Raw genomic sequence first — 18,164 nt, forward strand, 5'->3', positions numbered from 1 at the left:
TCGATTAATTTTACCCAAACATTCCCTTCAGCTTATCCATAATGCCACCACCTCCTGCCTGGCCGGGTTGCTGCGCCTGCCCACCACCATTAAACATTCCGATTACATCACTTACATCAAATTTACCATCATCACCGCCCAAACTTCCCAAAACATCTTTAATGTTAAAGGAGCTATCGTTCGGGTCGTTTGTTTTTTGGGTAAACTTGGCAATCAGGCCCGGAATAATGCTTGCGGCCAAAGATTTCGCCGTATCGGCATTAATGCCTAAGCCACTTAATTTATCGATAAAATTCCCCGAGGCCTGCTCAGCAACCTGGGTACCCTCTGCTTTATTACCGTTAAATATATCGGTTAATGCACCAATATTACCTGATGATACCTGCTCTTTCAGCGTATCGAAGATAGAACCCGATGCAGCCTGGATTACCGCTTCATTTTGTTCATTGGGAATGGCAGTGTTGTTTACAACGCTTTCCTGGACGTTTTCACGCACCATTTCATTTAAATTTTCTAACATAACGTAGAATTAAAGGTTAAAAATAATTGATGAACTAACAGGGACGGTATATTAAAGTTAATGTGTTTAATCGACATTAAAAATTCTTATTCATTTAGAACATTAAAAAGACCATTTTAAATTTTTGCTTTATTACTTTTACAAAAAAACAAAGATTATGTTACCTAAAGTAAATTTCACAGAAACTGAGGCCTACAAGTATTTAGCCGATCATTTTATAGATATTAATCAAAAAAGCATTAAAGATCTTTTTGCTGAGGATGCAGATCGTTTCAATAAGTTTTCTGTTTTTTTTGAAGATATTCTACTAGATTATAGCAAGAACCGCATCAGCGATGAAACATTAGCACTATTGATTCAATTGGCCCGTGAGTGTAAATTGGATGAAGCTATAAAATCGATGTACAACGGCGATAAAATTAATGAAACGGAAGACCGTTCGGTACTTCATATTGCCTTACGTAATTTAAGCAATACGGCAATTTTAGTTGACGGTAAAGATGTGATGCCGGAAGTAAATGCAGTACTGGCTAAAATGGAGAAATTCAGCAACAGCATCATTAGCGGCGAATGGAAAGGTTATACAGGCAAAGCCATTACCGATGTGGTTAATATCGGTATCGGTGGGTCAGATTTAGGTCCGGTTATGGTTACCGAAGCTTTAAAACATTATAAAAACCACTTAAACATTCACTTTGTTTCGAATATTGATGGCACACACATCGCCGAAACATTAGCAGATTTAAATGCCGAAACAACATTATTCTTAGTCGCATCAAAAACTTTTACGACACAAGAAACCATGACGAATGCACACTCTGCACGCTCTTGGTTTTTGGATAAAGGCGGAAAAGAAAATGATATTGCCAAACACTTTGCTGCATTATCTACCAATGCGAAAGACGTATCGGCTTTTGGTATCGATACCGAAAATATGTTTGAGTTTTGGGATTGGGTTGGCGGCCGCTACTCGTTATGGAGCGCTATCGGCTTATCCATCTCATTAAGCATAGGCTTCGATAATTTTAAACAATTGTTAGCTGGAGCTCACGCAACTGACAACCACTTTAAAACTGCCGAGTTTGAAAGCAACCTGCCTGTAATTTTAGGTTTGTTAGGCATTTGGTATATCAATTTCTACAATGCAGAAACACAGGTTATTTTACCTTACGATCAATATATGCACCGTTTTGCTGCTTATTTCCAACAGGGAGATATGGAGAGCAATGGTAAACACGTAGATAGGAACGGTAATGAAGTTGATTATGAAACCGGACCGATTATCTGGGGTGAGCCCGGAACAAATGGCCAGCATGCCTTTTATCAGTTAATTCATCAGGGCACCAGAATTATCCCTGCCGATTTTATTGCTCCGGCACAGAGCTTAAACCCACTAGGCGATCATCATCCAATTTTACTATCAAACTTCTTTGCACAAACAGAAGCTTTAATGAACGGTAAAACCGAAGAAGAAGTAACCGCTGAGTTAAAGAAAGATGGCAAATCAGCGTCAGAAATTGAAAAAATTGCGCCGTTTAAGGTATTTGAAGGCAACCGCCCAACAAATTCTATCTTATTGAAAAAAGTAACGCCATATACTTTGGGCAGTTTAGTTGCCATTTACGAACATAAAATATTTGTTCAGGGAATTATCTGGAACATCTTTAGTTTCGACCAGTGGGGAGTAGAACTTGGCAAGCAATTGGCCAAAAAAATTCTTCCAGAGCTGGAGGGCAGCGAAAAAGTTTCGAGCCACGATAGCTCTACCAACGGCTTAATTAACCAATACAAGGCCTGGAAATAAAATATATTAAAAAAGCGAGTGTAAATACTCGCTTTTTTTGTTTAAATCCATAATTTAGGCCATCCTGATTATTCTTCACGCTAGTGAAAAATCCAAATTAACTTATTAATGAAATAGTTGCTCGCTTTCGCCTTTGATTATTTCTAATCATTTAAAAAAAACTACTAATGAAAAAAAGAATTCTTTTTGCTTTGGCCATTTCCGGTCTGTGCTTAAGTGCTTCTGCCCAAAAAGTACAGTTTACGGAATTTGACCTTGACAATGGCCTCCATGTCATTCTACACCAAGACAAAACCGCTCCAGTAGTTGCCGTTTCGGTAATGTATCATGTTGGTTCTAAAGATGAAGAAACCCAGCGTACAGGTTTTGCTCACTTTTTCGAACACTTATTATTCGAAGGTTCGGATAACATCAAAAAAGGTGAATTTATGAAATTAGTAAGTAGTAACGGCGGCCAGAACAATGCCAATACTTCTCAAGACCGTACTTTTTATTATGAACTTTTTCCATCAAACCAATTGGAACTGGGTTTATGGCTGGAAAGCGAAAGAATGTTACACCCGGTAATTAACGAAAGTGGAGTAAAAACACAAAATGAGGTAGTAAAAGAAGAAAAACGTTTACGCATAGACAACTCACCTTACGGAAAATTTACAGAGAAAATTTTCGGTCATTTATTTGATGGGCATCCTTACCGTTGGCAGCCAATTGGTTCAATGGAGCACTTAGACGCAGCAAAATTGAGCGAGTTTATTGCTTTCTTTAAAAAGTATTATGTGCCTAACAATGCGGTTTTAACCATTGCCGGCGATTTAGATATAGAGAAGACCAAAGCTTTAGTAAAATCATACTTTGCCGAAGTACCTAAAGGTGCACAAATTGTTCGTCAAGAATTCAAATTACCAGAAATTACCAAAGAAATTATCGATACTGCTTATGATGCCAACATTCAGATCCCGGCCATCTTCGCGGCTTACCGCGTACCAGGAATGAAGAGCAGAGAAAGCAAGGTTTTAGGTATGATCAGCTCTATTTTATCAGAAGGTGGAAGCTCGAGATTAAGCACTAAAATGGTCGATCAAAAGAAAACTGCCCTGCAGGTTGCTGCTTTTAACTATTCGCTTGAAGATTATGGCGCTTATATCACCTTAGCTTTACCCAATAAGAATACACCGCTTAACGATTTATTAAAAGATATTGATGAAGAAGTTTTACGTCTTCAAACCGATTTGATTAGCGAAAGTGATTATAAAAAACTACAGAATAAATTCGAAAACAACTACGTAAGTGCAAACAGTAAAATGTTGGGTGTAGCTGAAAACCTGGCCGATGGTTATACTTTCCATGATAAGGATACAAACGATATCAACAAGGAATTAGAGGTAATTAGATCCATTACCCGTGAGGAGATCAGAGACGTTGCTAAAAAGTACCTGAACAAAAACCAAAGAGTTGTATTGTATTACTTACCTAAGAAATAAGCAGATCGCTTTTTCATTTTAATTATTAAAAACATGAAGAAATTATTCATTATAGCTGCAGTTTCCTTATTGGCTCAAGGTATTTCAGCACAAACAATAGACCGAAGCCACAAACCAAAACCAGGTCCGGCACCCATTATTACCGTTGGCGATCCTGTGATTTATAAATTAGCGAATGGCATAACTGTTTTGGTGGTAGAAAACCATAAACTACCAAAAGTAGCAGCAAGTTATAGTATCGATGCAGGTCCCATTACTGAAGGTGCTAAAGCAGGCGTAGTAGGTTTGATGGGCAGTATGCTAAACGAGGGAACCACAACTAAAACAAAAGCACAATTTGACGAAGCGGTAGATCAGCTTGGCGCTGATGTAAGTGCAGGGGCATATGGGGGCTCAGCTTCTGCTTTAACCCGTTATTTTCCTGAGGCATTTGCTTTAATGGCGGAGAGTATCCGTAAACCTGCTTTTCCCGCAGAATCTTTCGAAAAACTAAAATCGCAAACCATTACTGGATTAAAATCTAATGAGAAAAGTGCGAAAGCCATTTCTGCACGTGTAGTAAATGCTTTGGCCTATGGCAAAAACCATCCTTATGGAGAGTTTGAAACCGAGGCTTCTATTACAGGTATTACTTTAGACGATGTAAAAGCAGCTTATAAGAAATACATTACCCCATCTAGAGGTTATTTAACTTTTGTAGGTGATATTAAACCAGAAGCAGCAAAAGCTTTGGCAGAGAAAGCCTTTGGCGATTGGAAAGGAACCGCCTTAACTTTACCAGTACTTACTAAAGTTGTTAATCCTGCCAAAACAGAAGTTGACATCATTAATGTGAGCAATGCTGTTCAATCTGAAATTACAGTTGTGAACTTAATCGACCTGCCAATGAGCAGCCCAGATTATTTCCCGATTTTATTGGCAAACCAGATTTTAGGTGGTGGCTCTGAATCGAGGTTATTTGATAACCTCCGTGAGAAACATGGCTTTACTTATGGTGCGTATTCTAGCACAGGTTCGGGCCGTTTTCAATCTAAATTTTCGGCCAATGCAGCCGTTAGAAATGAAAAAGTTGACAGTGCAGTGGTGGAATTTTTAAGAGAAATTAATACGATCCGCACGGCAAAGGTAACTGCTGATGAATTACAGAATGCGAAAAATCTTTTCAACGGATCGTTTGCATTGGGCTTAGAAAATCCGGCACGAACTGCAGGGTTTGCGAGCAATATCTTAATTAATAACTTACCGAAAGATTTTTACCGTACTTATTTACAAAAGATTAATGCGGTAACAACCGACGATATTTTAAGGGTAACCAAAAAATACTTTAACCATGATAATACACGTATTGTTATTGTAGGCAAAAGTGATGCATTTGCGGCAGGCTTAACGAAAGCAGGCTTTAAAACACAGGTTTATGATAACTATGCGAATGCAGTTAAAGCAACCGAAACTGCTGCTGTACCAACAGCTGCGCCTGCAGAAATTATCAAAAACTACATTAAAGCCATTGGCGGTGAAGAAGCCATTAAAAAAATTACTTCCTTACAGCAAAATGGTGAAATGGAAATGCAAGGTCAAAAGCTTATGGTTACCATTAAAAACATGGCGCCGAACTTAAGCAGCATGGAAATTTCTATGGGTGGCCAAACTGCCATGAAACAGGTTTACAATGGAAAAACAGGTTATGCGATGCAAATGGGCCAAAAGGCTGAATTAACTGGCGATGACCTGGCTGAAAAGAAAGATGATAAAGGTTATGGCGGTCAACTCTACTATGCAACCGATGGAACGAAAATTGAAGCAGCCGGAACAGCAAAGGTAGGTACTGCTGATGCTTTTAAATTAAATATCACTTCTCCATCGGGCAAAAAGAAAACTGAATACTACGATACCAAATCGGGTTTACTTTTAAAAGATGAAAGTACCACGACCAAAGGTGGGGCTGAAATTAGTCAATCTACAGAATATTCAAACTACAAGAAAGTTGGCGATGTATTATTTCCATTTACCTTAACTCAATCGGTGGCAACCCCACAAGGTTCTCAGGAGTTTTCAGTTGTAATTAAAGACATTAAAATTAATCCTCCATTAAAAACCGAAGATTTTAATTAGGTTTTAGATACAATTTATCTCGAAAGCCATCCCGATTTTAGATCGGGACGGCTTTTTTTTTGTGTTTTTTTTATTGCAGGCAACCAATTGTAAAAAGTGTACGTAACGATTAAGATTTCAATAGAAATTATTTAAAAGCCCATGGTTATTACAAAAACCGCGATAGTTTTCAAATAAACAAAACATAAATCTTAAAAAATTCGGATATGGCTGCAAAAAAACAAGTTATCGCAATTTTATTTGCTGTATTTCTGATCATGTTATGCCTATCGGTAAAAGCAAAAGACAATTCGGCCATCCCTACAAAAAAATCCATTACCCTGTACCATAATCGAATATGAGGATATAAATATGACTCTACCACCAATTTTTAATCTTAAGTAAATACCTATGAAAAAACAAAATTCAATCTTTTTATTAGCCGCAATTACGGCCTTGCTTTTTGCCTGCTCTAAAAAACAAGCAGAAGAATTAAAGCCCGAAACTCCAAAACCCAATGGCCCAACACCTGTAACCACTGCGAATGTAACCTACACAAATTTTGCCGGGGCATTGTTTAAAACCAAATGTAACAGCTGCCATGGCCCTAATGGGGGAATGAAAGGAGTATGGGCATTGAATGGTTTAGCCTCTATAAAAAATGATGCACGTGTAGCTAATTCTGTTCTAGTTACCAAAACAATGCCAAGAGGTGGATCAATAACCACTAACGAAAGGGAATTATTACAAGCCTGGGTTGATAAAGGCATGCCAGAATAATAAATAAGGATTAACGCCAATCAAGATGGTTCCATTAAAAATTTAAACAGATACACCGATGCAAAAACTACTTTTCACCTTAATAGCCTTGTTATTATGCACAGGCATAAAAGCGCAGATATGGGTAAGTAAAAATGTAACTTCTTCATTTTTCTCTTCAACACCTGTTGAAGATATAGAGGCGTTGAGCAAAACAGGCGCTTCAGCCCTCAATACCAAAACCAACGATATCATTTTCAAAATCAACAATACTTCTTTTCAGTTTAAGAAAAAGTTGATGCAGGAACATTTTAACGAAAACTATATTGAAAGCGACAAATACCCAACTTCAGATTTTAAAGGAAAAATTATAGAACAGATTGATTTTTCGAAACCAGGCACTTATCCAATTACCATAAAAGGGAACCTGCAGATCCATGGGGTTACCAAAGAATATCAGGTTAAAGGTTCGCTGGTTATCACAGCTGATGAGGCAAAGGCTACTTCGGCTTTTAATGTAAAACTTGCCGATCATGCCATCAAAATCCCAACAATTGTTTTCAAACAAATTGCCGAAACCATACAGGTAAAAATGACGGCTACTTATCAACCTAAAAAATAAAACCTTATGAAATATCATCTAAAATCACTTTTATACTTGTTTGCCCTTTGTTTACCAATAGTTGCTTCTGCACAGGATTCGCTCGAAAATGCATTGCAGATGCCTATAGAAAAAAAGAATGTAAAGGCCACATTTAAAGCAACCAAACTCATTAACATACAAACCAATGAAACCATTTACAAAAACGAGATGGATTTCAGGGTAGATCACCGGTTTGGAGACATTGCCGGATCTGGTGGCGGAATTAAAAACTTTTTCGGTCTGGATCAATCTACCGACATCCGCATTGGCTTTGAATATGGAATCAGCGATAAACTTTCTGTAGGCTTAGCAAGGGCAAAAGGCGCCGGAGTTGTAACACAATTGTACGAAGGAAACTTAAAATATCGGTTACTGGAACAAACAGATGATGAAAAAGTACCCGTAGCGGTAACATTGTTTGGCAGTACAACCATTGCAGCCGTAAAAGCTTCAACTGATCCGACAGCGGTGAATGCTTACAGCAAATTTCAAGATCGTTTGACCTATGTGGTGCAAGCTGTAATTGCCCGTAAATTTAATTCGAACTTCTCGATGCTGGTCATGCCATCGTACGTACACCGCAACTTTACTGTTTTTGGAGACCAGAACGATATGCTTGCACTGTCTGTTGGTGGGCGTATTAAGATCACTAAACGGATGGCTTTTGTTGCCGATTATACTATTCCATTCAGAGATAAAGATAAAAAAGCCTACCTCGAAAACACCTTGGGAACGCAATATTACAAGACACTTGGTGCCGGACTTGAGTTTGAAACTGGCGGTCATATTTTCCACCTTAATTTCACTAATGCCACGGCCATACAGGAATCGCAATTTATTACCGATACCAATACCTCTTGGCTGAAGGGACAATACCGTTGGGGTTTTAGTATTGCCCGAAGGTTCTCTTTCGATAAGAAGAAAGCAAAGTAGATCAAATTCAACCAAAAATAAAAACCTAAACAATTATGGAACGTAACGAATTTATCAAATCATTGGGGCTGGGTGTTGCCATGGTTTGCACCGGCGCTTGCTTTTCTGCTTGCGGTAAAAAAAGTGATGCCCCAGAACCCGACAAACCTAATGGTAGTGGTGTTCCTTCGGGTACTACCGCAAGTGTAGATCTGAGTACGCAATTACTAACCGTTGGCGCATCTATCACTGTAAACAGCATATTGTTTATTCGTATCGCACCGGCGAATGCCAGCAACTCGTTTGTGGCCACACAAGCAGTTTGCCCACACCAGGGCGGTGCATTGAGTTTTATCCAGGCCAGCAATTACATTCAATGTGGCCTGCATAGTTCGCGTTATACCACTTCGGGTAGCATTTTGGCCCAACCAAATGATGGTGGCACCACGAGTGTGCTAAAAGTTTATCCGCTTACTGTTTCAGGAAATATACTGACTGCCACAGCATAAGTTTTTGTTTTTAAGGGTAAAGCAGTATCATAATTGGTACTGCTTTTTTTTATGACAATGATTAAACAGTTACATTCTGTCCTTTTACATCAAATGCATCTCGTAAGCCTATGGCCAGCACATTAAAGGCATAAACAGTAAACATAATGGCTAAACCGGGCAAAACAGCTAAGTAGGCTGCATCCATAATGATATAACCATAATGTTCTTTAATCATGCTCCCCCAGCTTGGCATAGGTGGTTGAGCGCCAAAGCCTAAAAAGCTTAACCCTGTTTCCAGCAATATGGCTGAGGCAAAATTTGATGAGGCAACAACTAAAATTGGCCCCGCGATGTTCGGTAGTATATGTTTGATAATGGTTCTGCTCGTGCTAAAGCCCAAGGCTCTTGCCGCCTCTACAAATTCGACTTCTTTTAAAGCCATTACCTGTCCGCGTACCAACCTTGCTACATCGACCCAGGTTGATAAGCCTACCGCAATAAAAATCTGCCAAAAACCCTTGCCTAAAGCGAATGATATGGCGATTACCAACAGTAACGAGGGCAGTGACCAAACTACGTTCATAAACCAACTGATGGCTGCGTCTACGCGACCACCAAAATAGCCAGCAATGGCTCCTAAACTCACGCCAATAAAAAGAGAGATGAGCACGGCCATTAAACCTACAGATAACGAAACTCTGATACCTAAAATCAACCGGCTTAATAAATCACGTCCGTAAATATCTGTGCCTAAAATATAAGTCTTTTTATAAATGTTATTTTTTTCGAAAAGCGCCTGCGGGCTACCTATTTTGGAAGGTACTACGCAAGAAGGGCACAAATCTTTAAGTTCATACTTCGTTTCCCTGGCTTTTTCATCCTCGCCAATATATTCCTGTACAAAAACATTTTTATCTTTTATCTTGTAAGAAGTAATCGGGATACTTTTAAAAGTTGGTGTTTGCCCGTTTAACATTCTTTCGAAAAAGTTAAGCTTTTCTACTTTCGGGCTCCTACTTATAATTAAAAACGTAAATGTACTTCCTGGTTTCTTTTTGTTTAACTGGAGAATCTGAACGTTCGCATTTGGAGAATCATCAGGCATAATTAAATAACCCAAAATACCCATTACCATCAAAAGTAAAATAAAGGCCAATCCGCCGAAGGCAAATTTATTCCGTTTAAACTTTAACCATACTTTTTTTGATGGGCTATTATCCATTATCTAACCATTCTGCCTTTCCAATTGTATTTTCCGCTGTTTCCAGCAATGCCGATGTACACCATATAAAGCACATGCAGCACATTTAAAACTGGGATTAAAATGAGTAAACTGCGCCTTTTTGCAAAGCCGGTTACATCCCATAAAAATAAGGTTTCTAAAATCATTTTAACCAATAGTTGATAAAATGTAATGGTCAAAAAACCCGGAATAAACAGCCCGGTGATAAAGTTTGCCAGAATAGTGAGGTTAAAGATCCAAATCAGAACCCCTAATACGATAATAGCCTTATTTTTATAACGGGTACTTTTAGAAGCCCAACGTTTGCGTTGTTGAATAAATGCGCCCAAGGTTTCTTTTGCATGCGTATACACAATGGCTTCTCTATTTTTGAGAAAACCGATCTGATCAGGATACTTGGCAGCAATTTTATGCAACAGTAGCTCATCATCACCTGAAGCCAGGTCATCTATACCCTGAAAGCCACCAACTTCATAAAAGGTTGTTTTCTCGTAAGCTAAATTTGCTCCGTTACAGGTAGAGGGTTCCCTATTGCCAATAGTAGAGGCCCCCAAGCCGATCAGGTATAGAAACTCTAACGACTGCAGGCGCTCAAAGAAACTTTTCTCCTGAAAATAGGCTACTGGAGAGGAGATCATTTTATAATTTTTCTGCTCATATAGGTTTACAATGGTAGCCAGCCAATCTGCGCCCATCCTGCAATCGGCATCAGTAGTGATAATCAGATCGCCAGAACAAGTTCCTATTGCAGTTTGTATAGCCTTTTTTTTGTATGAATTCAGGGCCCTATCTTCATTCAGCTTAATCAGTTTCACATTCCGGTCTGTATAACTTAACACAATTTCTGCCGTACGATCGGTAGAATGGTCATCGATAATAATAATTTCGGTTAAAACCTTAGGGTATCGCTGTGCAACCAGGTCATCAATGGTTTTGGTGATATTAGCTTCCTCATCCCTTGCAGCAACAATGATAGAAACTTTGGTTTGAGGATCGGACTTTTGTGGTGTAAAATAAACCAGGTTATGCCATCCTCTGATAAAATTAAGGACTAAAAAACCATAGATTAAGGTTAAAGCAGCAGATACCAGACTAATTAGATTTAAGATTTCCAAAAAAATTGAGTTTAAAAACGAAATAAGTGCCTAAGATAGCAGGAATTATAATATTTATGAGCCAAATACTTGCAGTACATGCAATAACAGCCACATGTTGATCAGTTACGTGTTTAAATAATTCAACAGCTGTAACACTCCTGATACCCACATCAAAAAGATCAAGTGACGGTAATGCCGATTGTACCAAAAAGAGCAAACAGGTCATCATGATGATATCTACATAATGCAAACCTGGTACCAACCATACAAACAAGATGAAGTATTGCGAGCTAAACACCAAATAGCGAACAAAACAATAGATTATGATTTTGAATAGTTCCCTTTTTCGGTACCTCGCTAAAATGCTGTAAAATTTCTTGTATTTCCTGGTAAATTTAAATGAAAGCAAAATGCCATTTAACCATCGGATGTTAAAGTAGAAGATCAGGAAAAACAGGCAGAAAAATACCGCGAGAAATACCATGGCGATAAAAAGTACACGGTCGATAGGAATAAAACGATAAACAAAAAAACAGGCTGCAATGGCTCCAAAAACATTCGTTAATACCAGTTGACCAATGCTGCCCACACTCATGGCCACTATGCCTACAATCCTTCTTTTAGGTGACAGGAAAAATACCCTTCCTCCATACTCTCCTAGCCTATTGGGTGTAAAAATGGCCAGTGTTAATCCGCAAAATACCGATTCGATAGCGCGATAAAAACTGATAGGCTCGATGTGGCTCATGAGGTATTTCCATTTTCCCGCCTCCAAAAACCAATTCACAAACATCAATAACACCACGATACCAATTACCGTAATAATTTCTGTTTGAGGGATATTTTTTAATAATGCACTGAAATCCTGCAGATTTTTATTCGCAACGAGCTTATGGTAAATAAACCAAAAAGCAAATATTACGATTGCAGCTTTGATGAAGATTGATAATATTTTTTTGTTCTTGCCTGTCAAGATTATCTTTTTAGTTTGCAAATATGCTTAATATTGCTGTAATGTTGAACGAAAAAAAGGAACGGGTTATTATGGGCATTGATCCAGGCACAGCGGTGATGGGTTATGGCGTAATTTTAGAGAAGGGAAATAAAACAGAACTGATCAGTTTAGGGGTAGTAAAGATGACCCATTTAGATGATCCTTTTCTTAAGCTTCAGCGGATATTCGAAAAAACAGTAGTTTTAATCGATCAGTACAAGCCAGATGTCCTCGCCATCGAAGCACCATTTTATGGTAAAAACATTCAGGTTTTATTAAAACTCGGCCGCGCGCAGGGTATTGCCATTGCAGCTGCACTCTCCAGAAATATCTCGGTAACGGAATATTCTCCACGTAAGATCAAACAATCCATTACAGGCAGCGGAAATGCAACTAAAGAGCAAGTGGCAGCCATGTTGCAACGTTTGTTAAATTTTAAAGAAACGCCAGAGTTTTTAGATGCTACTGACGGGTTGGCTGTAGCCGTTTGCCATTCTTTTCAAAAAATTACCGCAGGAGGGAAATCTAAAACCTATTCGGGCTGGGAATCTTTTGTAAGCGATAACAAAACCAAGGTTAAAGGTTTAGTGGTTAAAGCAAAGAAATAGTGATGAAATCAATCCAAATTTGTCACGTTGAGCTTGTCGAAACGCTTTCGAAAACTTAAACAGATCCTTCGACAGGCTCAGGATGACAATGCTATACTTATAATACAGTCTCCTAATTAAGAAGATAAAATAATCTATTTGATTTAAATGGTTCATGCGAACACGAACCATGGAATGCAAAAATAATGTTCTCAATTTATCTCCAGTCTACTGATTGTTCTGCTTATCCTAACAGATGACTTTTTAATCTCTACAATGTTGCTATAAACTATTGTATCCTGACCTTCAATTACTTTTATCTTATTAAAAAGAACAGTTTCATCTTTATCGCCCCAACCATCGATACTAAGATACGAATCGGGGAAAAGCGAATAACGTTGTACCAGGTTTACGGTATCGGTAGAAATTAATTGTTTGTGTTGCTCACTACCTGCACGGGCATAACTATCTGTTAGAAAAACTTTAAAATCATGTTCCGACCACCACTCTCTGTAATTTTCCTTATCAAAAAATAATTCGACAGTAAGATTACGATCTGTTTTATTCCAAATTTCTACACTAGGTCTGGGGGGGTCGTAAACACATGAAGAGATAATCAAAACGAAGGTTATAAGAATATAAAGACATAATTTAATACCTTTTTCATTAAAACGTTCACTCAATACAATGGCTGGTAAGTCATTAACCATAAGCAAGTTTCTATCTAATAAATAATCTATTTGATTTAAAATGGCCCGTGCGAACACGGACCATAGAGCGATAATGAAATAGCTGTTTATTGTCGGGCCTGATCAATCATATTTTTAGTCGCTTCATCCATTGCTAATTTATTCTTACGAATAAAATATTTTATCGTGAAGAAGATTGCAATACCTACTAATATCAACATCCATAAATTGGAAATTGCGATGATGATTTCTTTAAAAATTGTCCAACCATTTACAATACCCAACCAAAGTCTGTTAATAAATGCCGGACGGTAGTCGTACAGATTGTCATTGGCCACAATCATTGTTTTAACGGTGTTATCCTGATAAAAATTAAGGGTAATGGTACTGAATTTTACACGGCTGTCGATTTGCATATTCTCAATTCTCTTGTCTACATAATCGTCTTTGATGTAAAGAGAAGATTCTACATTGGCGCTTTTCTTCGAAGCTACTTTATTGATCTTTTCGATCGCATCGACCCGATTCTGTGCTTTTAGCTTATTGGATAAATAGGCGATACTCTGATCGTCCATTTTCATCGATTGGTTATCCACAAAAACCGCCATTTTTGCAATGGTATTGGTAAATTCATCCAGCTTCTCAGACGGAACCCTGGCTACCAAATAGCCTTGGGTACGATAGGAGGTAATTTCTTTTAGCGAATCGGTAGATTGTTTAACCTTATCGGTTTCCTGGATGGTACTTTCGATTGAGAACTCTGCAACAGTACCTCCTTCGGCTTTAATGGTTTTGCTAAGCTGTTCTTTGGTATTTTGAACGTCTTTCACCCTAAAACGCATATCTGCAGTTTTGATGATTTTTTCGGCTGCAGCAGTATCTGCAGATTCTTTGTTTAATTCCTTTGTGTCGACAGCATCGGCACTTGCATATTTTTTATTTTCATTTTGGCAGCCAAAAATTGTTAAAACTATGGCTATAGCAATTATATTCCTTTTCATGATTCTGTGATTCTAAAAAATTAATCATTTTAAATATTTGCTTCAAATGGCCATTAGAAGTTTAGCGTTTTGGTTAGCTTTTAACGCTGTGTTTTCTCTTAATACCATAATCGTATTTAGGTAACCCAATACAGAGTTTAGAGTAGCGAGAAGAGAATTTGGAGGGGTTTTTCGTTTATTATAAACCTCGCAGGTTTTGAAAACCTACGAGGTTTACCTGGAGTCTTTAAAGTGTGTCTTTTTTGAAAAGCAGGTTACTGTGTACATCGGTTCCGAAAGCCCTGCCATCTGCTTTACCTCTCTGCGTTCGGTGCCCGCTCCTGTCAGGTTTAAATTACTTAGGCAGACCTTTCTATCCTAAACCCGACAGCCGCGATAGCCCCTGATTCTTCATCAGGGCTAAAGCAAATGGCGGGACTGCTGTACCCCAAATGCTTCTGAATTTGCTTTGCAAAAAAAGAAAGTAACATTGTTTTTAATAGCCTCAATGAGGGCTGCACCATTTAAAATCTGATGGATTTGTGCCTATAAACAAAAAAGCCGATCATGAATGAACATGACCGGCTTTTATATCTTGATCGCAATTGGCTTATGCGTCTAATATTTTGAATACACCTTTAATGGCAATAATTGCACCGATGAACAAAACAATCCAGGATGCCAAAGATACTTGCCACGAATCATAAGCGAAACGTGCGTAAGTACCCACCATGCAAACCAGTACACCAAAAATCATTAATTTATAAATTCCTGGCTGGTTAGCCGTTTTCATACTTTCTGTATTGTGCTTTAATTCGTTGTTCTCCATAATGTTTATTTTTATGATGCTGCAAAAGTAATACTTATTGCTGAATAATTATAAAACTTAATAACTTTTTAATCGTTCTAATCTTTGTTTCGCTTTATCTTTATCACTAAGTTTTTCTCCCTGATACAAAGGCTTTTCCCAATCTCCGTACATTGGGTTTGGCAACACGATATACTTTGTTCCAAACAGGCTCTGGTTTGCATTTACCTGCTCGAAGGTATTCTTTTGCTCACGATAGAAAATGTTACTGAAATCGCTTAAATTATCGCCACACAGCAAAAGGATATTGTGTGTTTCTGCTATTTTTTGGCGGCGCGGTTCTTTATTTGATGCTCCTTTCGAAACCACTAAATGTGCATCATCTGCATATGGAAAGCCAAAGCTTTGAAGGTTTTTCAATGTTGCGGTATAATCCTTTTCATCGCGGTTACTCACATAAAATGTTTCGATATGCTTTGATGCAGCAAATTTTAAAAAAGCCAAAGCCCCCGGAACAGTATCAGCTTTAGCTAGGTTTGTCCATTCGGTCCAATCTGCAGGCACATAACTCAGTCCTTTCTTAATTTCATGTCCCTGAAAAGCCGAGTTGTCCAAAACCGTCTCGTCTATATCAACAATCACACAATTTGGCTTTTTGCTGGTATCGGCCCATAATGTTTCTTTTAATGATAAACGGGCAAAGTTATAGGCCTGAAAACATAAAGCTCTGTACTCGCCCGAAGTTTGCTGCCAAAGCACTGCATTGGTATAATCACGGGCAGGATTTTGGGCCATTGTGAAAAACGGGAAAGCAGATAAGATGATAATGATGTATTTTTTCATTGTTGATATTATACCGCAAAGATATTAAAAGACGATAACTAACCAGGCCTGAAAAAGCTTGTAAACAGCTCTTAAGTAATTTTGTATGGAAATACTTTAAATACAATACATGTAAGTAAGAGATAGACTACGGAGTAACAACAATAATCAGAGTAATTTCCCACCAATTAAGATTTTAGTTATAAAAATAACTACTTTTGAGCACACACAAATAAAATCAATTATTATGAAATTTAAACACTTATTAGGGATAGCTATTGCCCTATTTTTCTTTGCAGCCTGCAAGAAGGATAACCCGATTATTGAACCTCCGGTAGTTATCGAAAAAGAAGATCCTTTAGAATATGCACACGACAGCATTTCTTACAGTATTGATGGAATCACTTATAAGCTGTCTGAATATTCCAGTTTATCCGGAGCCGGTAATAGTCAACCGTATTCAAAAGTAGATTCAATTGTCGATAACGCTTATTATATATCTGGCATTAAAGATTCTGTTTTATACTCACGGAATTATGGAATATATACTGATGGAAAAAAAGTCGATGTTATATTTATTAAAACTTATAAAAAAGCATCGATGTTACAATCACTGATTTTAAGGCCAAAAGATGTTATGGATTTATTTACAGTCGGGACTAGAAATTATGCGCTGGACTATGGTAGGGATAATATACAAAATGGCGTTGCAATAAGCCTATCTGATGGATTTAAAACATATGGTTCAGATGATTTTCGAAGACCTCCACAATTAGGCGCTGATGCTCAAAAGAATTCAAAATTTGAAATCACAAGTTTAAAGAAATTAAAGTCGGGCACATCTATTTTAGAAGCTAAATTTAATGCAACGGTTTATAACGAAAAGAACGTGAGCAAAAAATTAGAAAATGGATATCTGAGATTAGTTATGAGTAAATATGACTCGATCTTATAAGTAGATGCCCATTCCAATTTAAGAATGGGCATCTTAGTTTTATCAACAAATGATCAACTATTCAAAAAACTTCCTCTTTCGCTTTTTGATAAGACCAGTGTCTCTGCTTCAGGGTAAGCTTGGGTAAAGGTTACAGGAAGTTTGTTTTTACCTCTTTCATTCCATTTAAATTCTACAGCGAGAAGCCTCGTATCTGTTTTTTCGATATAATCGATTTCCTGTTGCTGAGTTGTACGCCAGAAAAAGCATTCAGCTTCCATTTGATTCTGATGCAAAAACTTCATCCGCTCCGCAATCATATAATTTTCAAACAATGCACCTACATCGTTTCTGTTGGCAATTGGATTAAAATTCCGTGTAATGGCGTTTACAATCCCCGTATCGTAGAAATAAATCTTTTTATTCTTTTTTATTTCGTTGCGTACGTTACCCGAAAATGCTGGTAGTGTAAAAACTACAAAAGATTTTTCAAGCAGACTGATGTATTTATCAACTGTTTTCTGGTCGGCTTTCACCAATTGTGCTAGTTCAGAAAAATTCACCTCGCTCCCAATCTGTAAAGCCAAAGCCTTTACAATTTTCTCGAACAACAGTGGCTTCTTCACCTCCTCGAGTGCAAATAAATCCTTATACAGGTAGCTATCGGAAAGTAATTTTAAATGCTCTTCGGCATGCTGTGGATCGTTAATAATTTCAGGATAAGAACCATATATTAAACGTTGCTCCAGCGATCTTTCTTCGGTAATGAAATCGGTATCGTTTACCAGTTCGGCATAAGAAAAAGGCAGAAGCATCATTTCATACTTACGACCTGTTAAAGGCTCGTTAATCTTACCTGATAGTTCAAAGGCTGAAGAGCCTGTAGCAATTACCTGAACATTTTTAAATCGATCTACAATGATTTTAATCAATAATCCAACATCACTTATCCGTTGAGCTTCATCAATAAATAGAACTTCGTAATTACCAAGCATTTGGCCAATCTGTATAGCGTTCGGTTTAGCTAATGTTTCCCTTACATCAGCATCATCTCCATTCAAATACAATGTTTTTTTATTAACCTTTGCTAGCAACTGCTCCACAAAAGTAGTTTTACCGGTTTGCCTCGGGCCGAATATAATAAAAGCTTTCCCCTTAAAGAGCCTGGCAAAAGCATAATCTAATTGTTTCCTAACGATCATAGCCAATAATTATCATACAAAAGTATAATAATTTTGGATTACAATCCATAAAAAACATAATAATTTTGGATTTCAATCCATAAAAATTATAATAATTTCGGATTAGA

General features: G+C 37.7%; 18 protein-coding genes. 9 read left to right on the plus strand and 9 right to left on the minus strand.

Annotation, left to right across the window (positions count from 1 at the left end):
* Window positions 1-10 precede the first annotated feature (10 nt).
* The gene (locus tag J7E57_RS16945; protein ID WP_215132282.1) at window positions 11-520 is read right to left on the minus strand and encodes a hypothetical protein; all 510 of its coding nucleotides are present in this window, start codon (window positions 518-520) and stop codon (window positions 11-13) included.
* A 157-nt stretch (window positions 521-677) separates the two neighbouring features.
* On the opposite strand from J7E57_RS16945, the gene pgi reads away from it, so the two are divergent.
* The 7 genes from pgi to J7E57_RS16980 all read left to right on the plus strand — a co-directional run bounded on the left by pgi (window position 678) and on the right by J7E57_RS16980 (window position 8,719).
* Window positions 678-2,324, plus strand: coding sequence for a glucose-6-phosphate isomerase (pgi, locus tag J7E57_RS16950; RefSeq protein ID WP_215132281.1), 1,647 nt, complete (start codon window positions 678-680; stop codon window positions 2,322-2,324).
* A gap of 167 nt (window positions 2,325-2,491) precedes the next feature.
* Window positions 2,492-3,805, plus strand: coding sequence for a M16 family metallopeptidase (locus J7E57_RS16955; RefSeq protein WP_215132279.1), 1,314 nt, complete (start codon window positions 2,492-2,494; stop codon window positions 3,803-3,805).
* A 33-nt stretch (window positions 3,806-3,838) separates the two neighbouring features.
* A complete protein-coding gene (locus J7E57_RS16960) occupies window positions 3,839-5,917 on the plus strand; it encodes a M16 family metallopeptidase (RefSeq protein ID WP_215132278.1) in 2,079 nt (692 codons plus the stop codon).
* Between the two features lie 390 nt (window positions 5,918-6,307).
* Window positions 6,308-6,676, plus strand: a complete 369-nt coding sequence (locus J7E57_RS16965; protein ID WP_215132277.1) for a cytochrome c — start codon at window positions 6,308-6,310, stop codon at window positions 6,674-6,676.
* Window positions 6,677-6,734: 58 nt separating this feature from the next.
* A complete protein-coding gene (locus tag J7E57_RS16970; protein ID WP_215132276.1) occupies window positions 6,735-7,277 on the plus strand; it encodes a YceI family protein in 543 nt (180 codons plus the stop codon).
* 6 nt (window positions 7,278-7,283) lie between these two features.
* Entirely contained in the window at window positions 7,284-8,231 is a 948-nt protein-coding gene (locus J7E57_RS16975; RefSeq protein ID WP_215132275.1) for a DUF5777 family beta-barrel protein, read from the plus strand.
* Between the two features lie 35 nt (window positions 8,232-8,266).
* Window positions 8,267-8,719, plus strand: coding sequence for a ubiquinol-cytochrome c reductase iron-sulfur subunit (locus tag J7E57_RS16980; protein WP_215132274.1), 453 nt, complete (start codon window positions 8,267-8,269; stop codon window positions 8,717-8,719).
* A gap of 61 nt (window positions 8,720-8,780) precedes the next feature.
* On the opposite strand, the gene J7E57_RS16985 is transcribed toward J7E57_RS16980, so the two are convergent.
* From J7E57_RS16985 to J7E57_RS16995, 3 genes are read right to left on the minus strand one after another with little or no spacing between them, the layout of a single operon-like run.
* The gene (locus tag J7E57_RS16985; RefSeq protein ID WP_215132273.1) at window positions 8,781-9,923 is read right to left on the minus strand and encodes an ABC transporter permease; all 1,143 of its coding nucleotides are present in this window, start codon (window positions 9,921-9,923) and stop codon (window positions 8,781-8,783) included.
* Complete coding sequence (locus J7E57_RS16990; protein ID WP_215132272.1) at window positions 9,923-11,059, minus strand: glycosyltransferase family 2 protein; 1,137 nt, start codon at window positions 11,057-11,059, stop codon at window positions 9,923-9,925. The genes J7E57_RS16985 and J7E57_RS16990 overlap by 1 nt, the downstream gene beginning before the upstream one ends.
* Window positions 11,037-12,014: a lysylphosphatidylglycerol synthase domain-containing protein gene (locus J7E57_RS16995; RefSeq protein WP_215132271.1), complete on the minus strand. Its 978-nt coding sequence runs from the start codon at window positions 12,012-12,014 to the stop codon at window positions 11,037-11,039. The genes J7E57_RS16990 and J7E57_RS16995 overlap by 23 nt, the downstream gene beginning before the upstream one ends.
* A gap of 41 nt (window positions 12,015-12,055) precedes the next feature.
* On the opposite strand from J7E57_RS16995, the gene ruvC reads away from it, so the two are divergent.
* Window positions 12,056-12,643 (plus strand): crossover junction endodeoxyribonuclease RuvC, encoded by a 588-nt coding sequence (ruvC, locus tag J7E57_RS17000; protein ID WP_215132269.1) that lies wholly within the window; start codon window positions 12,056-12,058, stop codon window positions 12,641-12,643.
* A gap of 191 nt (window positions 12,644-12,834) precedes the next feature.
* Here the strand turns inward: ruvC and J7E57_RS17005 are convergent, their stop codons facing one another.
* The 4 genes from J7E57_RS17005 to J7E57_RS17020 form a co-directional block, all read right to left on the minus strand.
* Complete coding sequence (locus J7E57_RS17005) at window positions 12,835-13,332, minus strand: hypothetical protein (protein WP_215132268.1); 498 nt, start codon at window positions 13,330-13,332, stop codon at window positions 12,835-12,837.
* Window positions 13,333-13,418: 86 nt separating this feature from the next.
* Window positions 13,419-14,312: a DUF4349 domain-containing protein gene (locus J7E57_RS17010; protein WP_215132266.1), complete on the minus strand. Its 894-nt coding sequence runs from the start codon at window positions 14,310-14,312 to the stop codon at window positions 13,419-13,421.
* Between the two features lie 589 nt (window positions 14,313-14,901).
* On the minus strand, window positions 14,902-15,120 hold the full coding sequence (locus tag J7E57_RS17015) for a hypothetical protein (RefSeq protein WP_029278686.1): 219 nt from the start codon (window positions 15,118-15,120) through the stop codon (window positions 14,902-14,904).
* A gap of 57 nt (window positions 15,121-15,177) precedes the next feature.
* Window positions 15,178-15,942 carry a 5'-nucleotidase, lipoprotein e(P4) family gene (locus J7E57_RS17020; RefSeq protein WP_215132265.1) on the minus strand — a complete coding sequence of 255 codons (765 nt, stop codon included), beginning with the start codon at window positions 15,940-15,942 and terminating at the stop codon, window positions 15,178-15,180.
* 226 nt (window positions 15,943-16,168) lie between these two features.
* Here J7E57_RS17020 and J7E57_RS17025 point away from each other — a divergent pair, with 226 nt between their 5' ends.
* Window positions 16,169-16,876, plus strand: coding sequence for a hypothetical protein (locus J7E57_RS17025; protein ID WP_215132264.1), 708 nt, complete (start codon window positions 16,169-16,171; stop codon window positions 16,874-16,876).
* 53 nt (window positions 16,877-16,929) lie between these two features.
* Here J7E57_RS17025 and J7E57_RS17030 read toward each other — a convergent pair whose 3' ends face one another.
* The gene (locus tag J7E57_RS17030; protein WP_215132263.1) at window positions 16,930-18,057 is read right to left on the minus strand and encodes an ATP-binding protein; all 1,128 of its coding nucleotides are present in this window, start codon (window positions 18,055-18,057) and stop codon (window positions 16,930-16,932) included.
* Between the last annotated feature and the right edge of the window lie 107 nt (window positions 18,058-18,164).

The sequence above is a fragment of the Pedobacter sp. ISL-64 genome (assembly GCF_018613605.1).
GTDB lineage: Bacteria > Bacteroidota > Bacteroidia > Sphingobacteriales > Sphingobacteriaceae > Pedobacter.